Genomic DNA, 17,470 nt, shown 5'->3' on the forward strand with positions numbered 1-17,470 from the left:
ATTGTTTTATGCTTCCGGGTCGATCGAACCGCCGCCGGATTCCCCGCCGCCGGTCTCACCGCCCGTGCTGCCGCCGCCGGATTCCCCGCCGCCGGTCTCGCCACCTGTGCCGCCGCCGGATTCTCCGCCGCCGGTCTCGCCGCCCGTGCCGCCGCCGGTTTCTCCACCGCCGGTCTCGCCGCCCGTGCCGCCGCCGGATTCTCCGCCGCCGGTCTCGCCGCCCGTGCTGCCGCCGGGTTCTCCGTCAGAGGTTCCCGGCGTAGTGGGCGTGCCGGGCGTTGTGCCTGTTCCCGTGCCGTCGCCCGATCCGTTACTGTCGCCTTGCTCAGGATCGATCGCGCCGGAACCGGAGCCGCCCTCGTTGCTGTCGCTGCCCGAGCCGGAGCCGGAATCAGGCCAAACGTAATCGTCGCCCGGGTCTGTGCTTACATGTCCGCCGCCCGAATAGCTTTCCGGTCCGTCCACCATGTCCAGCGTGGTGATCGGCTCGGCAAAGGGATTCATATACTGGTTGACCAGATCGAGCGTTTGCTGATAATACGGGAAATAGAATGAATACGCGACCGGGTCGCTGCCCGCCGTGCTCATTTGCCCATAGCCCGGCAGGGTAAAGAACTGGATATTCTCGTTTTTGATATTCATCGCCTGCATGCCCATCCATAGGATCTGACCGGCGGTGAAGTCGGTTTTGACGTTATTGAAGATCGCGTCCGAAATGTCCTTGATCTTGAGGATGTTCTTCATCTGGAACAAATCGCTCGCGATCTTTTTCAGGAACTTCTGCTGGTTTTCCACACGGCCCTGATCGCCCGTTTCATACTGCATCGAATAGTCGTTCGAGTGCCGCCAGCGCAGGAACTCGACCGTCTGCTTGCCGTTGAGGTGCTGCATACCGGCGTACAGGTCGATGTGCAGATCCTGCGAGGGATCGTCGTACTGCATACGGAACGGCACCTCGTAATCCACGCCGCCGATCGCGTCCACGATCGCGGCGATACCGTCAAAGTTGACGACAACATACTTATCCGGTTTAAAGCCAAGCAGACGTTCGACTTCCTTCTTGGTCTGCTCGATATTGCCGCCCTTGCCGCCGGTCTTGATGCCGTATGCCGCGTTAATCTTACGGGACGCGCCCGAATAGCCGTTGTTGCACATGGTATCGCGCGGGATATTCATGATATTGATGGTCTTTTTCTTGGTATCCATGCGCGCGACCATGATGGCGTCCGTTCGCGTTTCATCCTCGTCCACCGCGCATACGACGAAGGTAAACAGATCGTCCACGCGCGTGCCGGCGTTTAAAAGCTCGTTGACATCCACCTTGTCTCCGTTTTCGGTATCATGGATGGTGGGATCGTTCTTGATTTCCGGCGGGCGGATAAAGATCCACGCCGCGGTTGCAAGACCCACGCATAGCACCGCCACGATGACCGCCGCGATGATGATGCGTTTGCGCTTTTGATTTTTCGTTAGCGGCGTTTTTACTTTGCCGCCTTTTCCGGCTTTTGCCGGCTTTCCGCCCTTGCCCTGTGGCTTCGGCGCCGTCTTATGTGTGCCAGTGGCCGCTTTTGGAGCTGACTTTGGCGAGCCGCTCCCTGTCGTTTTCTTGCGGCCGCCGCCGCCTCCAAACAGTTTCAAAGATTTCCTGCCTCCAGTTTCAGTCCTGCGCGTCCCTCCAGCGGACGCCCTGCGCGATCAAGTCGTTGTACGCGGCGATCGTATCGCCGTGGATCAGCTTGGCCCGCGTCACCAGCTCGATCAACGTTTGGTCGAAGCAATACAGTAGCGCGCGGTCGATGTCTTCTTTTGCGAGTTCGCGCGCATTTTTCACACCGGGAAAGTCGCGCGTATCCTCGATATAATCCGCCAAATAGAGTATCTTATCGAGCACAGTCATTCCCGCCTTGCCGGTGGTATGGCAGGCAATCGCGTCGCACACATCCTGCGGCGCGCCGTACTCATCCTTTGCGATGGCGGCGGCCGTTTTTCCGTGCAGCATTTTTGGCTCGGAGAATTCAGCGTTACAGGGTATTATACCGTATTTCTTACTTAAATTCAACTGTTCTTCTTTAGAAAGATGCTTTGTTATGTCGTGCAGGATTGCTGAGAAAGCCGCTTTTTCCACGTCTCCCCCATAAAGTTCGGCTAGGTAGATCGCAGCGCGCTCGCAGCCGAGCGTATGCTCATAGCGGTACCCATGGAGACGCGCGAGTATTCCTTTTCTCATTTCGTCATTGCACAACATAACTTTTGACCCGCCTTTCTGTCTTTTCATCGAATAAAAATATTAAAAACCGTAAAGGTGTTTTCGCTCGATGTAATCGGCGACCGCGTTCGTGGTATAGCGGCGCAGATCGCCGCCGCACCGCAGTTCGGTCGAAGAAATGGTGAGTACGTCGCCGCGCACCAGCTCGATGCGCGCGCCGAGGCTGCTTTGAAGGCCCTTCGCTTTTTCCCGCAGGTTGTTCCAGTCATCCGCTTCACGGGCACAGACGGCCAGCGTGGCCAGATGCGCGATCTCATCCGGCGCGCGCCAAACGCGATCGAACGATAAAAGCATATCGGTGCCGATGATCAAAAACAGGTCGCTCTCGCCACGATCGTGCAGCGAGCGCAGCGTATCCACGGTATAGCTGGCGCCGCCGCGCCGGATCTCGATATCGCAGAGCTCGGCCCAGCTTTCCCCTTCGATCATCAGGCGCACCATCTTGCAACGGTCGGCTGCCGAAGCGGTGTCCTCCGGCAGTTCCTTATGCGGCGGTATATTGGTCGGGATAAACAGCACGCGTTCCAGCCCAAGCGCGGTCTTGGCGCTTTTCGCGGCGTTTAAATGGCCCAAATGCGGCGGATTAAAGGTGCCGCCCAAAACGCCCGTTCTCATTTGACGAGGACGATCTTCCGCTTGTCCTTATCCGACGCGGGACGATAGATTACAAATTTCGAGCCGATCACCTGCACCGGATTGGCGCGGCAAGCCTGACACAGCGCTTCGGATACCGTGCGCGGTGTGAGCATGGCGCTTTCCAGCACCTTACCCTTGACGAGTTCGTGGCTTTCCAGCAGCACGTCGAGCTCGCGCTCGACCGCGTCGGTCACGCCCTCCTTGCCGATGATCAGCGTATCGGGCAATGTATTTGCCATCGCGCGCAGCTGCGCGCGTTGCTTGGTTGTTAGCATAATGCTCTCCTCTTAATCAATTAGGAATTAGTAGTTAGGAATTAGGAATTGTGGTGGCCGCCAAGGGCGGCTTATTTGATTTATCGCGCTTTGCGCGATACCGCAAACTCCTAACTCCTACTTCCTAACTCCTAACGATTTCATTTAGTTTTTCTTTTAGTTTTTGCAGCGCTCTCGCTCTGTGGGAGATTTGGTTTTTCACTTCTGCCGGCAGTTCGCCGAAGGTGCAGTCATAATCCGGCACAAAGAATACCGGATCGTAGCCGAAGCCGTTCTCCCCCGCCAGACGGCGGGCGATCTCGCCCTCACATTCGCCGCGAACGGTCAGCTCCCGGCCGTCCGGCCAGACGCAGGCGATTGCCGAGACAAAGCGCGCCTGTCGTTTACCGTCCGGCACGGCGGCGAGGTTGCGCAGCAACCGGAGCGTGCGCTCCTTATCGTTTGCATGGGGAGGCAGCGGTTCCAGACCGACCGAAAGCCCATGCTTTTCCGCGTACTCGAAATATTCCGCCGAGCCGTACCGCGCCGAATAGACGCCGGGCGCGCCGTTAAGCACGTCCACACAAAGCCCGGAATCGTCAGCCAGCGCGGGTAGGCCGGTGAGCGCGCACGCGGCGCGCGCTTTGATCAGCGCGTTTTCCTCAAAGGTGTCGCCATCCTCCACGGGCTCGGGCGCGCCTTCGGGCAGCGCGCTGACCTCGATGCCAAGCTCTTGCAAAATAGCGTCCATTTCGCGCAGTTTGTTTTTGTTATGGGAAGCCAGTATAAACTTCATGCGAACCTCCATGAGAAGTAGGAATTAGTAGTTAGGAATTAGGAATTGTGGTGGCCGCCGTAGGCGGCTTATTCAATTATCGCGCTTTGCGCGATACCGCAAACTCCTACTTCCTACTTCCTAACTCCTACCTCTTTACCAAGTGTTTTTGCTGCACCTTGCACAGCCTAGCGCAGCCGCGTTTTGCAAGCGCGAGCAGCTTTTTTAGCTCCGCATCGGTGAACGGGCGGCCCTCGCCCGTGCCCTGCACCTCGATAAACTCCCCCTTGGAGGTCATCACCACGTTACAATCCACGATGGCGTGCGAATCCTCGGCGTAATTCAAGTCCATCACGGCCTCGTTTTCAAAAATACCAACCGAAACGGCGGAAACAGAAGCGGTGAGCGGCATTTTTTCGATCACGCCGTCCTCCAGCAGCTTTTGGCAAGCCAACCACAGCGCGACAAAGCCGCCGGTGATCGAAGCGCAGCGCGTGCCGCCGTCCGCTTGGATCACATCGCAGTCCACCGTGATCTGGCGCTCACCCAGCGCGGCGCGATCGACCACCGCGCGCAGGCTCCGGCCGATCAGGCGCTGAATTTCAGACGAGCGTCCGTCCAGCTTCAAGCTCTTGATATCGCGTTTTTTGCGCGTGTTTGTGGCGCGGGGCAGCATGGCGTATTCCGCCGTCACCCAGCCAAGGCCCTTGCCCGTGAGAAAGGGCGGCACGTTATCCTCCACGCTCGCCGTGCAGATCACCTTGGTGTTACCCATTTCGATCAGCACCGAACCCTCGGCGTGCATGGTGTAGTGAGGCGTTATTTTGACCGGTCGCAGGGCGCCCGGCGTTCTTCCATCGGGACGTGTCATTTATGATATTCCTCCTTCAAGCGGCGGCAGAATGGCTTCCAAAAAGGCCGAACGGTCGAAATCGACCAGATCGTCCAGTCCTTCGCCCACGCCGACCAACTTGACCGGCACGCCAAGACCCGCCGAGATCGCCACCACGATACCGCCCTTGGCCGTACCGTCCAGCTTGGTCAGCACGATGCCGGACAGCTTCGCGACCTTGTTGAATTCCTCCGCCTGATGCACGGCGTTCTGGCCTGTCGTCGCATCCAGCACAAGCAGCGTCTCGCGCGAGGCGGTCGGCAGTTCGCGGGAGATAACGCGGTCGATCTTGGCCAGCTCGTTCATCAGATTGGCTTTGTTGTGCAGACGGCCCGCGGTATCGACGATGATAACATCGCTTTCTCGCGCCTTGGCCGCCGCGATCGAATCGAACACAACGGCGGCGGGATCCGCGCCCGCCCCGTGGCGGACGATATCCGCGCCCGCGCGCCCCGCCCAGATCTCAAGCTGATCCGCAGCAGCCGCACGGAACGTATCCGCGGCGGACAGCATGACCTTTTTGCCTTCCGCGACATAGCGCGCGGCAAGCTTACCGATGCTGGTCGTTTTGCCGACGCCGTTGACGCCGATGACTAGGATCACGGCGGGCTTGCCCGTCGTATCGAGTGGCTGATTAGGCAGCATCATATCGGTGAGCGTGTCCTTTAAAACGTAGCGCAGCTCCAGCGAGGTGGTCACATTCTGACGCTTGGCGCGCTGCTCCACCTCCGCGACGATTTTCGCGGCGGAGACAGCGCCCACGTCGGACAGAATCAGCGCCTCCTCCAGTTCTTCCAGCAGATCGTCGTCGATCGTGACAAAGCCCGCAAACACCTGATCCAGCGACCGCGTGACCGCGTCGCTCGTTTTGGCGAGTCCCTTTTTGATCTTATCGAATAAACCCATTCTTTAATTAATTAGGAATTAGGTTTTAGAATTAGGAATTAGGAATTAGGAATTAGGAATTAGGAATTGCGGTGGCCGCCAAGGGCGGCGATCCAAATCATCGCGCCTTGCACGATACCGCAAATTCCTACCTCCTACTTCATAACTCCTACGTTCTTCTTTCTAACTCCTGACTCCCAGCTCCTCCCAATAATTACTAATTTCTAAATACTAATTACTTCAGCGTGTTTCCCAGCCGTTTTTCTGCTTCCGCGAGGTTCAGCATCAGCAGCTTGGAGACACCCTGCTCCTGCATGGTTACGCCGTACAGCATATCGGCTTCTTCCATCGTGCCGCGGCGGTGCGTGATGACGATGAACTGCGTCTTATCGGACAGGCGGCGTATGTACTGCGCATAGCGGACGACGTTGACATCGTCCAGCGCGGCTTCGATCTCGTCTAGCACACAGAACGGCGTGGGCCGCAGCTTTAAAATAGCGAAGTACAGCGCGATGGCGACAAACGCCTTCTCACCGCCTGACAGCAGCGTCAGCGTTTTGACCGACTTGCCCGGCGGCGAAACGCGGATATCGATGCCGCAGTTTAAAATATCCGAGGTATCGGCCAACTGCAACTCCGCATGGCCGCCGCCGAATATTTCACGGAAGGTCTCGCCAAAGTACACGTTCAGCTTTGCGAATTCGGAAGCAAAAATCTCTTTCATGTTCTGCGTCAGTTGGTCGATGACCTTGTATAGCTCCTTTTGCGCCTTTTCCAGATCGTCCTTTTGTGTTCCAAGGAAGGTATAGCGTTCGCATACGTCCCGATATTCCTCCACCGCGTCCAGATTGACGTTGCCAAGGCTCTTCATCTGCGCGCGGAGCGTACCTGCTTTCTCTTTTGCGGCGTTTCCGTCGCCCAGTTCTATGGCAACGTCCTGCGCGGGCGTGGGGGTCAGCTCATAGCTTTCCCACATTTTGTCCAAAATCTGCGCTTCCTCGTTTTTGAGCTGTGCGGCTTTGCTTTCCAAACGCGCGGCCTCTCGTTCGAGGTTCAGGATCGCCTCGTTCTGGCTCTGCGCCTCGCGGTCAACGCGGGCGCGTTCGCCTTCTATGCGCTCGCGCTGCTGGGTCGCGGCGGCAATGCTTTCACCCAGCTTTGCGGTGATGGTCTGCGTATCGCCGCGCCCGGCTTCGGCCTGCGCCAATTCCTGCGTCAGGCGCTCAATCTCGCGTTCAAAACCCGAGATTACATCGTCCGAACCGGAAACGCCTGCGTCCAGCTCGGCTTTCAGCTGCGTCAGTTCTTCCAGCGAGCGCGCCTCCGCCGCCGCAGCGGACCGGTTTTCCGCGATCGCAGTGCGCAGGGAGGCCGCTTCATCGGCTTCTCTCGCGGCTTCCTCCGCAATCTCGCGCAGCGTTTCGCGGCACCGCGCGGTCTCTGCTTCCGCCGCTTCGGTGGCGGCTGCCGCCGCTGTTTCGTTCTCCGCGCATGCGGCGATAACGCTTTGATAGCCCGCGCGCGCTTCGGCAATGTTATCACGTTCCAGCGTCAAACCGTTCAGCGACACGGTCAGGCTTTCGAGCAGCGCCCCATGCTGGGAAACGGAAGCGCGCAGCCCGGCTTCCTCCTGTTCGGCGCGGGCGCGTTCGGCTTCGATCGCCTTGAGATCATAGTCCAAAGCGGCCAGTTCCTCGCGCGCGGCTAGACTTGCCTGCTCCGCGTCCCCGAGCGCCTTTTGCAGCGCGGCGACCTGTTCGCGCAGGGCCTTCAGCTTGCCCGCGCGGGCGAGCGCGCCCGTGCCGCGAGAAGCCGAACCGCCCGTCATCGCGCCGCCGGCCTGCAAGATCTGCCCATCCAACGTCACAATGCGGAAACGCCGAGAATATGCTTTGGAAATGGCGAGCGCCGCGTCCATATCCTCTGCAATGACCGTGCGCGCCAATAGGTTGCGCACGATCGCCGAATACTTCGGATCGGCGGAAACGAGCTGGTCAGCAGTGCCGCAGCAGCCTTTATGACCAGAAAGCCCGGTTTCGCGCAGCTCCGCCGGGCGGATGGTATCCAGTGGCAGGAAGGTGGCGCGGCCGCCGTCCGAGCGTTTCAAATACTCGATACAGGCTTTGCCGTCCGCCGAAGTATCCACAACAATGGACGAGGCCGAAGCGCCCAGCGCGGTGTCGATCGCGGTAACGTACCGTTCCGGTACGTCAAGCAGCGCGGAAACCGGGCCGTGCACGCCTCTTTGCGCGCCCTTTTCCGCGCGCACCATGATATTTTTGACCGAGCGGGAAAAGCCTTCGTACTCGCGCTGCATGTCGGAAAGCATCTTCTCGCGGTTTTTCGCGTCTGTCAACGCGGCGGCGGCTCTCGAAAGCGCTTCCTGCGTCTCCGCCGCTTTTTTGCGGCGGCTTTCAGCCTTAAGCGCCGCGCCCGCCGCTTTGTTTTTGGCTCCCGCCAACGTATCGAGACAGTCTCGCAGACTGTTTTCCAGCGTTTCCTGTGCGGCCCGCTCGGCGGCCAGCCGCTTTTCAGCCGCCGCGATATCGGCGCCGATCGTGCCCACGCGGCTGTCCATGCCCGCTAGGCCGGTTTCGGCAGCGGTGCGGTCAAGCGCCAGCTTATGGGTCTGCTGCTGCGCCGCTAGACGTGCGTCCTCGGCCTGCCGTAGAGCGGCCTCCGCTTCGTCCTGCCGCGCGCGCCGGGTCTCGCTTTGACCCAGCACCGCGTTTAGGGACGCCATAAAGCCTTCGTGTTCGGCATTCAGCAGCTCAATGCGGCCCCGCCGTTCGGCCAGCTGTGCGCCCAGCCCCTGCGCCTGCGCCGCGCGCGTTTCGCTTTCGCGGCGGGCGCGGTCGATATTATCGCGGTTATTTTGAATATTGGCTTTCAGCACCGCGGCGCGGCTCGCTTCATCGGCGGCGCGCTGCTCGGCTTCGCGAAGCTGCTGACGCAGCCGGTCGGCTTCGCGGTCGACCCCGCGCATATCCTCGGAAAGCTGCTCGGAGCGCGCGTAAAGCGTTTCCTGCCCCGCTTTGGTTTCGATCAGCTGCGCTTTGCAGGTTTCCATGTCGGTCAGATTCTTTTCCGTATCGGTCTTGATGCGCGTAAGACCGAGCAGCCAGAGCGAAATCTCCAGCACACGCAGCTCGTCGCGCAGCAGCAGGTATTGCTTTGCCTTTTCCGCCTGCTTTTCCAAAGGGCCGACCTGACGCTCCAGCTCCGCGTACAGGTCGCGGATGCGGGTCAGGTTATCCTCGGTGGCGGAAAGCTTGCGTTCCGCTTCCTCCTTGCGGTAACGGAACTTGGTGATGCCGGCGGCTTCCTCGAAGATCTCGCGCCGGTCCTCGCTTTTCAGAGACAGGATCTCGTCGATACGGCCCTGCCCAATGATGGAATAGCCATCCCGCCCAAGACCGGTATCCATAAACAGCTCGTGAATATCCTTGAGGCGGCAGTGGCTGCGGTTGATATAGTATTCGCTCTCGCCCGAGCGGTAATAGCGGCGGGTGATCATGATCTCGGTGAAATCAGAGCGGAAGGCGTTTCCGGAGTTATCCAGAATGAGCGATACCTCGGCAAAACCGACCGGGCCGCGTTTGGCGGTACCGCCGAAGATAACGTCCTCCATCTTGGCGCCGCGCAGAGAACGCGAGGACTGCTCGCCGAGCACCCAGCGGATCGCGTCCGATATATTGGATTTTCCCGACCCGTTCGGGCCGACGATCGCGGTCAGGCCGCCAAGGAAGCTTATCTCCGTCTTGTCCGGAAAGGACTTGAAGCCCTGCAAAATCAGGCTTTTTAAAACCATGTATCCACCTCGTGAACATACTCTGGTAACAGTTTACCACTTCCGCCCCATCTTTTCAATCGCCAAACCCAGATTTTACACCGTGTTCATCTTCAAAAGCCTGCGTTTTCACGCGTTCCTTTCGTCTGCAATTTTCCCTCCCCCTATCTATTCACAAAAAGTTTACAGAGTTTGTACGATTTCCACGTGGTTGCATCCGCGCTATATCCATGCTACCATATTAAGTAGAAGGAGTGTCCCTATGCTGCAAAATCGTTTACACAAAATATCTGTTATCGTTCGTTCCAAGTTCAAAACCGTTACGCGGGATTTTCTGTTTATCTTCCTATTCATCACCCTATTCGGCATGCTGTTCGGGCCGGAAAATTCCATCGTCGGCGTGATCCTCACTATTTTGATGATGTCCTCCCTCGCGCAGGACCTGACCGCCACGCCGGTAAAAAATCTGATCTACGCTGCGTGTATTTTGGAAGCCATGACGCTCGCCGCGTTCCTCACCACGGCGCTGCCGCCGCTCTGGGCGGTGCCTTTCAACTTCCTGATGGTGTTTTTCCTGCTGTATACCTACACGTTTGAATACGCCAGCCACCTGTACATGCCCTATATCCTATCCTACCTGTTTCTGATCTTTCTGGCCCCCATCGGCGCGGCGCAGCTGCCGCGGCGGCTTTTCTGCATGCTGGTCGGCGCAGGCTGCATTATGGCGTATCAGCTGATCCGGTGCCATACCCGCGCGGCCGATACCGTGCAGGAAGCGCTCAACGCCATGCTGGATGAAGCGGGCAACTGCGTTTGCTGCCTGCTTACCGCTACTGCGACGCCCGCGGACCCGGAAACCGTGCGCGCCGAATTATGCAAGCTCAGCCGTGTGGTCTACGAGCGGCGGAAGCGGGCGCTGTGTGTATCGGACGCGAGCTTTTCCATGCTGGACGCGGGGCGCGGACTTGAGCACGTGATCTTACAGCTTTACGCGCTGGAAGGCCCCATCACACCGGCGCGGGAAGTGATGCTGCGACAGCTTCAAACCCAGCTTTCCGCTTTCCGCGCCTTTACCGATAAGGAATGCGGCACGCTGCCTTTGCTCGACCGAAACGCTTTCGGCCCCTTGGATGATGCTGAGGCGGAGGAGCTTTACCGGTCCGCCGCCTATATCCGGGAGCATCTGCTCCATATGGCCGACCCGGATAAGCGCACCGCCTACCGCCCCACGGCGCAATCACTTTCGATCCGTTTGAAAGCCGCGCTCGACGTCAGCCCGGTGCGCGTCGTTTACGCGTTGCGGGTAGCCGCGCTGCTCGCGGCGTTCACCGCGCTCGTGCAGCATTTTCAGCTGCCGCACGGTAAATGGCTGCTCTTTACGCTGGCCTCGGTCTCGATGCCGTACGCGGACGACGTGGCGCCCAAGGCGAAAAAGCGATTGATCGCCACGCTGCTTGGCGGCGCGGTTGCTTGGACCGCCTTTTCGCTGCTTCCCTCGCCGGGGATGCGCACGGCGGTGATGATGCTTTCGGGCTATCTCACCTCCTACTTTTCCGATTACCGCTTCACCTTTGCCTGCGCCACGGTGGGCGGTCTGGGCGGCGCGGTGACGGGCCTTGCCGGCTGGCGAGAAATAGGCGGTATGTTCGGCGTGCGGCTGGGGTATATCCTCCTCGGCATTGCGATCGCCTGCGTGGTCAACCGCCTGCTCTTCCCCTTTATGCGCCGCACGGCGACCGACCAGCTTTGGAAGAAATACGCCGCCACCACCGCGCTCCTTTCGGAGCTTTGCCGGCAGCCCGGCATCGATGTGCAGCTTTATTACAGCCTTGTGATACAAGCGCACCTGATCGAACAAAAGTTGCTGCAAAACGCTTCCGACGCCCGGTACAACGGCATGGGGGAACTGCTCGCCACCTGCCGCGACCGTGTCCGCCGCGCACACCGCATGAGGAGCGCGGCCGGTTTCTAAACAACGCCAAGACAACAAGAAGCGTTCCCGATCGGGAACGCTTCTTGTTCAGGCTGTCAAAAAACAAGTTTTGACAGCCTGTCGATCGAAACAAAGCCCCATTTCGATCGAGAATTCCGGCTTCTGCGCGCGCCTTACAGGCACACTTGAAGTCGGTTTGTATAAAATCCGAGATACATGCTCCCGGATTTTATGGATTTTGCCGCTTGCGGCAAAATCCTATTTTATACGCACTGCGGCGCGAGGGGTTCTTTGACACGCTTCTTGTTGTTTATTCCTCGCCCATGAGTTCCAGTGCTTTTTTTGCCGCCATCTGCTCCGCCTCTTTCTTGCTGCGGCCTTCGCCGGTGGCAAAGACGTTGGAGTTAAGCAGCAGCTCCATTTGAAAGCGCTTGTCGTGGTCCGGACCGGATTGCCCGGCCAAACGGTAGGACAGTGTTTCCTGCTTGTTTTTCTGCACAATTTCTTGCAGCATGGTCTTATAGTCCTTAAACATGCAGCCAGCAAGCGAAGCGTCCACCTTTTTAGGAATAAAACGCAGAACGAACGCCCGCGCGGGCTCTATGCCGCCGTCCAGATAGATCGCGCCGATCAGCGCCTCGGTCGCGTCCGCTAAAATAGAGGCGCGGTCGCGGCCGCCGCCCGCCTCCTCGCCGTGACCCAGACGGATATGGTCGCGCAGGCCGATCTCCGCCGCGATGCCGCACAGCGCGCTTTCGCACACGACAGAGGCGCGGATCTTGGTCAACTCCCCTTCCGGCAGATCGGGGAAGCGGTTCATCAGATGATCCGCCGTGACAAAGCCCAGCACGGAGTCGCCCAAAAATTCCAGCCGCTCATTGTGATGCAAGTGCTGGCTCTTGTGCTCGTTGGCATAGGACGAATGCGTCAGCGCTGTGTTCAAAAGTACCGCGTTTTTAAATTTATAGTTTAGATTCAGCAATCGTAAAACCTGCCTCCCGGTAAATAATTAGTAATTAGGAATGAGTAGTTAGGAATGATGGCGGCGCGCACAGCGCGCATTTATAATAATCGGCCTGCGGCCGATGCCGCAATTCCTAATTCCTAACTACTAATTCCTAACTGCCCTTATTCAACCGTCATGTATTGAATGTTTTCCGAAACCGCTTCGATCATGCCGCTTTTGGTGTAGGCAATGGCCTGCCGCACCGCGTTCATGATGGCGACTTCGTTCGACGAGCCGTGCGCCTTGATCACCGGCTTTGCAATGCCGAGGAAGGGCGCGCCGCCCACCCGGTCCTGATCGAACAGGCCGCGAAATTCGTCCATGCCCTTTTTACACGCCAGATAGGAAAGCTTGGTGCCAAGATTGCGGTAAAACACCTTCTTGATCTCGCCCGCCATAAACTTGGCCACGCCTTCGATCGTCTTGAGCATCACGTTGCCCGCAAAGCCGTCGCACACCGCCACGTCGCACGCGCCGAGGGGCGCCATGCTGCCTTCCACATTGCCAACAAAGTTGATTCGGCCCGCATCGCCCGCCGCCTTTAACAGGCCGTACGCTTCACGGCGCAGCGCGTCGCCCTTGGTATCCTCGGTGCCGTTATTGATTAGGCCGACGCGCGGATTTTTTACGCCGTTTATCTTTTCCGCGTACAGCGAACCTAAAAACGCGAATTGCAGCAGCATTTCCGCAGTGCATTCGGTGTTCGCGCCCGCGTCGCACAGCATCATCTGTCCGCCCGCGCAGGGCATGACAGGCGCGAGCGCGCCGCGGCGGATGCCCTTGATGCGGCCGCCGTACAGCGTCGCGCCGGTCAGCAGCGCACCGGTGTTGCCTGCGGAAACGAGCGCGTCGCCCTCGCCCTTTTTGAGCAGGCCAAAGGCAACCGCCATAGAAGAATCCGGCTTCTTGCGGAGCACGGTGGCCGGATCGTCGTGCATATCGACCAGATCGTTAGCCGGGACAATAGACAGATTCGGCAGGCCTTCCAGCCCCTTGGCCGCGAGGATCGCCTGCGCCGCTTCCGGCTTACCGACGAGCACGACCTCTTCCCCGAACTGCTTTGCGGCCAGCGCGCCGCCCCATACAGCCGATTCGGGCGCGTTATCGCCGCCCATTGCGTCTACGATGATCTTCATGCGTCTATTTCCCCTTTCAAAGCTTCGATACGCCCGAGCGCGCGCTCGGATATTTGCATGTTCTTCTCGCGCTTACCCTTTACCTTGAAGCCAAGCGGCTCCAGTATGCCGAAGTTGATATTCATGGGCTGGAATTTTGTTACGGTGTGATCGGAAATATACGCTGCCAGCGCCCCGGTAGCCGTTTCCCGGTCGAGCGCGGGCAGTTTTTTCCCCTTGATCTCCAGCGCGGACGCGATCCCGGCGACAAGCCCCGAGGCGGTCGATTCAATATATCCCTCCACGCCCGTCATCTGTCCGGCAAAGCGGATGCGCGGATCGGTTTTCAGCGCGTAGGTCGCGTCCAGCAGGCGTGGCGAGTCCAAGAACGTGTTGCGGTGCATAACGCCGTAACGCACGAATTCCGCGTTCCGAAGCGCCGGTATCATGGAAAACACACGCTTCTGTTCGCCAAATTTTAAATGCGTTTGGCAACCCACCAAATTGTACAGCGTGCCCGAAGCGTTGTCACGCCGAAGCTGCAAAACCGCGAACGGGTCGCGCCCGGTCTTGGGATCGGGCAGGCCGATGGGCTTTAAAATGCCAAAGCGGAGCGTATCGTACCCGCGCCGCGCGTTCACCTCGATCGGCATGCAGCCCTCGAACACGCGCGCGTCCTCGAAACCGTGGACGGGCGCTTCCTCGGCGGCCGTCAGCGCGTTCCAAAACGCGTCGTATTCCTCGCGGGAAAACGGGCAGTTGATATAATCCGCCGTGCCCTTGCCATAGCGGGAAGCGGCGTAGGCGCTTTCCATATCGATGCTCTCCGCGGTGACGATGGGCGCGGCCGCATCGAAAAAGTGCAGAAATTCGCCACCCACCGCGCGGTGGATCGCATCGAACAGCTTGTCCGAGGTGAGCGGGCCGGAAGCGACAATCACACACCCGGCGGGCAGCTCGGTCACCTCGCCCGGCACGATCTCGATCAAGGGATGGCTGTTGATTTTTTCGGTCACGGCTTTTGCGAAGGCCTCCCGGTCCACCGCGAGCGCGCCGCCCGCCTCCACGCGGTTTTCATCGGCGCAGCGCAGGATCAGGCTGCCCAAACGGCGCAGCTCCTCCTTGAGCAGGCCCGCCGCGTTCGTCAGCTCGTCCGAACGCAGCGAGTTGGAGCATACCAGCTCCGCGAAATCATCCGAATGGTGCGCGGGCGTGCGGACCGCCGGCTTCATCTCGCACAGCACTACCGGCACGCCGCGTTCGGCCAGCTGCCACGCGGCCTCGCAGCCCGCGAGGCCCGCGCCGATCACCGTCACTTTCTCATGCATCGGCGCCTTCCTTTCCTTCGTCCGTGGTTTCCGCCGCCTTTTTCGCCGCGGTCTTCTTGGCGGTCGTGGTCTTCTTTGTCGCGGTCGTCTTTTTCGCCGTCGTGGTTTTCTTAGCTGCAGCGGTCTTCTTTGCCGCCGTCTTCTTGGCGCCGGTCTTTTCCTCGCTTGCCGACTCCTCGGCATCCGCGGTTTTTTTCGCGGCGGCGGTCTTCTTGGCAGCGGTGGTTTTTTTCGCGGCCGTCTTTTTGGCGGCTGTCTTTTTCGTTGTGGTTTTCTTTGCGGCCGTCTTTTTGGCGGCGGTCTTCTTTTCGCCCTCTTCCTCTTCGCCCGCGGCCGCCTTGGCGGCGGCGCGCTCGGCCATCTTGGCGGCGCGCGCTTCGCGGCGGGCGCGGTTCTTTTCAGCCTCCTCGGGCGGCAGGCCTTCCTTAACCAGCTCAGAATAGCCGCAGCCCTCGCGCAGGCAGATATCGGTCACTTCCTTGGAATCGCGGTCGGTATGGCGGAACAGCGAGGAATCGCAGTTCGGGCACTTGGTTTTCAGCGGCTTGTCCCAAGTCATAAATTTGCATTCCGGGTACTTGTCGCAGCCAAAGTACACGTAGCCGCGCGCCGATTTCTTCTTGACCACCTTGGCCCCGCATACCGGGCAGGCCGCGCCGGTATCCTCCGTAATGGCCTTGGTGTTGGTGCACTCCGGAAAGCCCGGACACGCAAGGAACTTGCCGAACCGGCCCGACTTGATCACCATGTTGCGGCCGCACTTATCGCAGATGATATCGGTCACTTCATCCTGAATTTTGATGCGTTGGCCCTCAAGGTCCTTTTCGGCCTGCTCGAGCGCGTTTTCAAAGCCGCCGTAAAAGTTCTTGAGCAGCTGGATATATTGCAGCTTGCCCGCTTCGACCTCGTCGAGCTCGTGCTCCATGTTGGCGGTAAACTCATAGTCCGAAACAGAGGTGAATTTATCCACTAAAAGGCCGGTCACTCCTTCGCCGAGCGGGGTCGGACGCAGCGCCTTGTTTTCCTTGGTCACGTAGTCGCGGTCAATAATGGTGGAAATCGTCGGCGCGTAGGTGGACGGACGGCCAATGCCGCGTTCCTCCATCGCGCGGATAAGCGAGGCTTCGGTATAGCGCGCGGGCGGCTGGGTAAAGTGCTGGCCCGGCGTAAGCGACTCGACCGTAAGCTTGTCTCCCTCGTCAAAGGACGGCAGCGGCTTGCCGGCCTCACCCTTCTTATCATCGTCCGTGCCTTCCTCATAAACGGCGGTAAAGCCGGGGAACGCGACCGTGTGGCCGGACGCGCGGAACACATATGACTCACACAGAATATCGGCGGATACGGTGTCGAGGATCGCATCCGACATCTGGCAGGCGACAAAGCGCGACCAAATCAGCTTGTACAGCTTGAACTGATCGGGCGAAAGCGAATCGCGGATATCCTCGGGCACCAGCTTGACGTCCGACGGGCGAATGGCTTCGTGCGCGTCCTGCGCATTGCCCTTGGTCTTAAATACGCGGGGCTTGCCGGGATAATAGGCATCGCCGTAACGGCCCCGGATAAAACCGGCGGCGGCGATCGTCGCCTCGTCCGCCAGACGGAGCGAGTCGGTACGCATGTAAGTGATCAGACCGGTCAAGCCCACGTTTTTCAGCTCAACGCCTTCGTACAGCTCCTGCGCCACGCTCATGGTGCGGCGGGGCGTCATATTGAGCTTGCGCGAGGCTTCCTGCTGCAAGGTGGAGGTGATGAACGGCGCGGGCGCGGATTTCTTCTTTTTGCCGCGCTTGACCGGGCCGACCGCGAACGGTTTATCCGTGACGGCGGCGACGACCGCGTTCGTCTGCTCTTCGTTTTTGAGTTCCACCTTGCCGGTCTGGTCGCCGTAAAAGCGCGCGGTAAAGCCGCCGCCCGCCTCGGTCAAAAGGGCCGCTTCGATCGTCCAGTATTCTTCGGGAACAAAAGCGCGGATCTCGTTTTCGCGATCCACCACCAGTCTGGTCGCGACCGACTGTACGCGGCCCGCGGACAGGCCGCGCTTCACCTTGCGCCACAGGAACGGCGAAAGCTGGTAGCCCACGACGCGGTCCAGAATACGGCGCGCCTGCTGCGCGTCCACCAGATCCGCGTCGATATCGCGCGGGTGCTCAATCCCGTATTTCACCGCGGGCTTTGTAATCTCGTTAAAGGTAACGCGCTTGGATTTATCATCCTTCAGCTTTAAAAGCTCCTTCAGGTGCCACGAGATTGCTTCGCCTTCGCGGTCAGGGTCAGTTGCGAGATAGACGAAGTCCGCTTTACGGGCTTCGCTTTTCAGTTCGGTGATGATCTTGTTTTTTCCCTCGATCGGAATATATTCGGGGTCGAAATCGTGCTCGATATCAACGCCCATGGTCTTTCTCGGCAGGTCACGCAGGTGCCCCATCGAGGCCTTGACCACATAATCGGAGCCCAGATACTTGCCAATGGTCTTTGCCTTGGCGGGAGACTCCACAATTACTAATTTCGACATTGCTTCAACTTCACTTCGCTTTCGGTTTTCTATCCAAACACTTAAGAAAAAATTAGGAATTAGTAATTAGTAGTTAGG

13 protein-coding genes are annotated in these 17,470 nt (G+C 59.0%); 1 reads left to right on the forward strand and 12 read right to left on the reverse strand.

Annotation, left to right across the window (positions count from 1 at the left end; all coding sequences use genetic code 11):
• Window positions 1-6: 6 nt before the first annotated feature.
• From NE562_RS01945 to smc, 8 genes are all read right to left on the reverse strand, one after another.
• A complete protein-coding gene (locus tag NE562_RS01945; protein ID WP_280960707.1) occupies window positions 7-1,638 on the reverse strand; it encodes an LCP family protein in 1,632 nt (543 codons plus the stop codon).
• Between the two features lie 19 nt (window positions 1,639-1,657).
• Complete coding sequence (gene yqeK, locus NE562_RS01950; protein WP_280960708.1) at window positions 1,658-2,227, reverse strand: bis(5'-nucleosyl)-tetraphosphatase (symmetrical) YqeK; 570 nt, start codon at window positions 2,225-2,227, stop codon at window positions 1,658-1,660.
• A gap of 60 nt (window positions 2,228-2,287) precedes the next feature.
• Window positions 2,288-2,881, reverse strand: coding sequence for a nicotinate (nicotinamide) nucleotide adenylyltransferase (gene nadD / locus NE562_RS01955; RefSeq protein WP_280960709.1), 594 nt, complete (start codon window positions 2,879-2,881; stop codon window positions 2,288-2,290).
• On the reverse strand, window positions 2,878-3,177 hold the full coding sequence (locus NE562_RS01960) for a YhbY family RNA-binding protein (RefSeq protein WP_280960710.1): 300 nt from the start codon (window positions 3,175-3,177) through the stop codon (window positions 2,878-2,880). Before NE562_RS01960 ends, nadD begins: the two co-directional genes overlap by 4 nt.
• Before the next feature lie 124 nt (window positions 3,178-3,301).
• Window positions 3,302-3,952: an RdgB/HAM1 family non-canonical purine NTP pyrophosphatase gene (gene rdgB, locus NE562_RS01965; RefSeq protein ID WP_280960711.1), complete on the reverse strand. Its 651-nt coding sequence runs from the start codon at window positions 3,950-3,952 to the stop codon at window positions 3,302-3,304.
• Window positions 3,953-4,079: 127 nt separating this feature from the next.
• On the reverse strand, window positions 4,080-4,802 hold the full coding sequence (gene rph, locus NE562_RS01970) for a ribonuclease PH (RefSeq protein ID WP_280960712.1): 723 nt from the start codon (window positions 4,800-4,802) through the stop codon (window positions 4,080-4,082).
• Entirely contained in the window at window positions 4,803-5,729 is a 927-nt protein-coding gene (ftsY, locus tag NE562_RS01975) for a signal recognition particle-docking protein FtsY (protein ID WP_280960713.1), read from the reverse strand.
• A gap of 214 nt (window positions 5,730-5,943) precedes the next feature.
• A complete protein-coding gene (smc, locus tag NE562_RS01980; RefSeq protein ID WP_280960714.1) occupies window positions 5,944-9,519 on the reverse strand; it encodes a chromosome segregation protein SMC in 3,576 nt (1,191 codons plus the stop codon).
• 241 nt (window positions 9,520-9,760) lie between these two features.
• Between smc and NE562_RS01985 the strand changes: the two genes are divergently transcribed.
• Window positions 9,761-11,470, forward strand: coding sequence for an FUSC family protein (locus tag NE562_RS01985; protein WP_280960715.1), 1,710 nt, complete (start codon window positions 9,761-9,763; stop codon window positions 11,468-11,470).
• Between the two features lie 271 nt (window positions 11,471-11,741).
• On the opposite strand, the gene rnc is transcribed toward NE562_RS01985, so the two are convergent.
• From rnc to topA, 4 genes are all read right to left on the reverse strand, one after another.
• Window positions 11,742-12,413: a ribonuclease III gene (rnc, locus tag NE562_RS01990; RefSeq protein WP_280960716.1), complete on the reverse strand. Its 672-nt coding sequence runs from the start codon at window positions 12,411-12,413 to the stop codon at window positions 11,742-11,744.
• 146 nt (window positions 12,414-12,559) lie between these two features.
• Window positions 12,560-13,573, reverse strand: coding sequence for a phosphate acyltransferase PlsX (gene plsX / locus NE562_RS01995; RefSeq protein ID WP_280960717.1), 1,014 nt, complete (start codon window positions 13,571-13,573; stop codon window positions 12,560-12,562).
• A complete protein-coding gene (gene trmFO / locus NE562_RS02000) occupies window positions 13,570-14,880 on the reverse strand; it encodes a methylenetetrahydrofolate--tRNA-(uracil(54)-C(5))-methyltransferase (FADH(2)-oxidizing) TrmFO (protein ID WP_280960718.1) in 1,311 nt (436 codons plus the stop codon). The genes plsX and trmFO overlap by 4 nt, the downstream gene beginning before the upstream one ends.
• On the reverse strand, window positions 14,873-17,392 hold the full coding sequence (topA, locus tag NE562_RS02005) for a type I DNA topoisomerase (RefSeq protein WP_280960719.1): 2,520 nt from the start codon (window positions 17,390-17,392) through the stop codon (window positions 14,873-14,875). Before topA ends, trmFO begins: the two co-directional genes overlap by 8 nt.
• Window positions 17,393-17,470 lie beyond the last annotated feature (78 nt).

It is taken from the genome of Butyricicoccus faecihominis (genome assembly GCF_024462775.1).
Taxonomy (GTDB): Bacteria; Bacillota; Clostridia; order Oscillospirales; family Butyricicoccaceae; genus Agathobaculum; species Agathobaculum faecihominis_A.

What these genes read in the sequence shown, in the direction of transcription:
- yqeK (WP_280960708.1), bottom strand. Translation starts at nt 2,227, where the DNA reads ATGAGAAAAGGAATACTCGCGCGTCTCCATGGGTACCGCTATGAGCAT.
- ftsY (WP_280960713.1), bottom strand. Translation starts at nt 5,729, where the DNA reads ATGGGTTTATTCGATAAGATCAAAAAGGGACTCGCCAAAACGAGCGAC.
- NE562_RS01960 (WP_280960710.1), bottom strand. Translation starts at nt 3,177, where the DNA reads ATGCTAACAACCAAGCAACGCGCGCAGCTGCGCGCGATGGCAAATACA.
- rdgB (WP_280960711.1), bottom strand. Translation starts at nt 3,952, where the DNA reads ATGAAGTTTATACTGGCTTCCCATAACAAAAACAAACTGCGCGAAATG.
- rph (WP_280960712.1), bottom strand. Translation starts at nt 4,802, where the DNA reads ATGACACGTCCCGATGGAAGAACGCCGGGCGCCCTGCGACCGGTCAAA.
- nadD (WP_280960709.1), bottom strand. Translation starts at nt 2,881, where the DNA reads ATGAGAACGGGCGTTTTGGGCGGCACCTTTAATCCGCCGCATTTGGGC.
- smc (WP_280960714.1), bottom strand. Translation starts at nt 9,519, where the DNA reads ATGGTTTTAAAAAGCCTGATTTTGCAGGGCTTCAAGTCCTTTCCGGAC.
- topA (WP_280960719.1), bottom strand. Translation starts at nt 17,392, where the DNA reads ATGTCGAAATTAGTAATTGTGGAGTCTCCCGCCAAGGCAAAGACCATT.
- trmFO (WP_280960718.1), bottom strand. Translation starts at nt 14,880, where the DNA reads ATGCATGAGAAAGTGACGGTGATCGGCGCGGGCCTCGCGGGCTGCGAG.
- plsX (WP_280960717.1), bottom strand. Translation starts at nt 13,573, where the DNA reads ATGAAGATCATCGTAGACGCAATGGGCGGCGATAACGCGCCCGAATCG.
- NE562_RS01985 (WP_280960715.1), top strand. Translation starts at nt 9,761, where the DNA reads ATGCTGCAAAATCGTTTACACAAAATATCTGTTATCGTTCGTTCCAAG.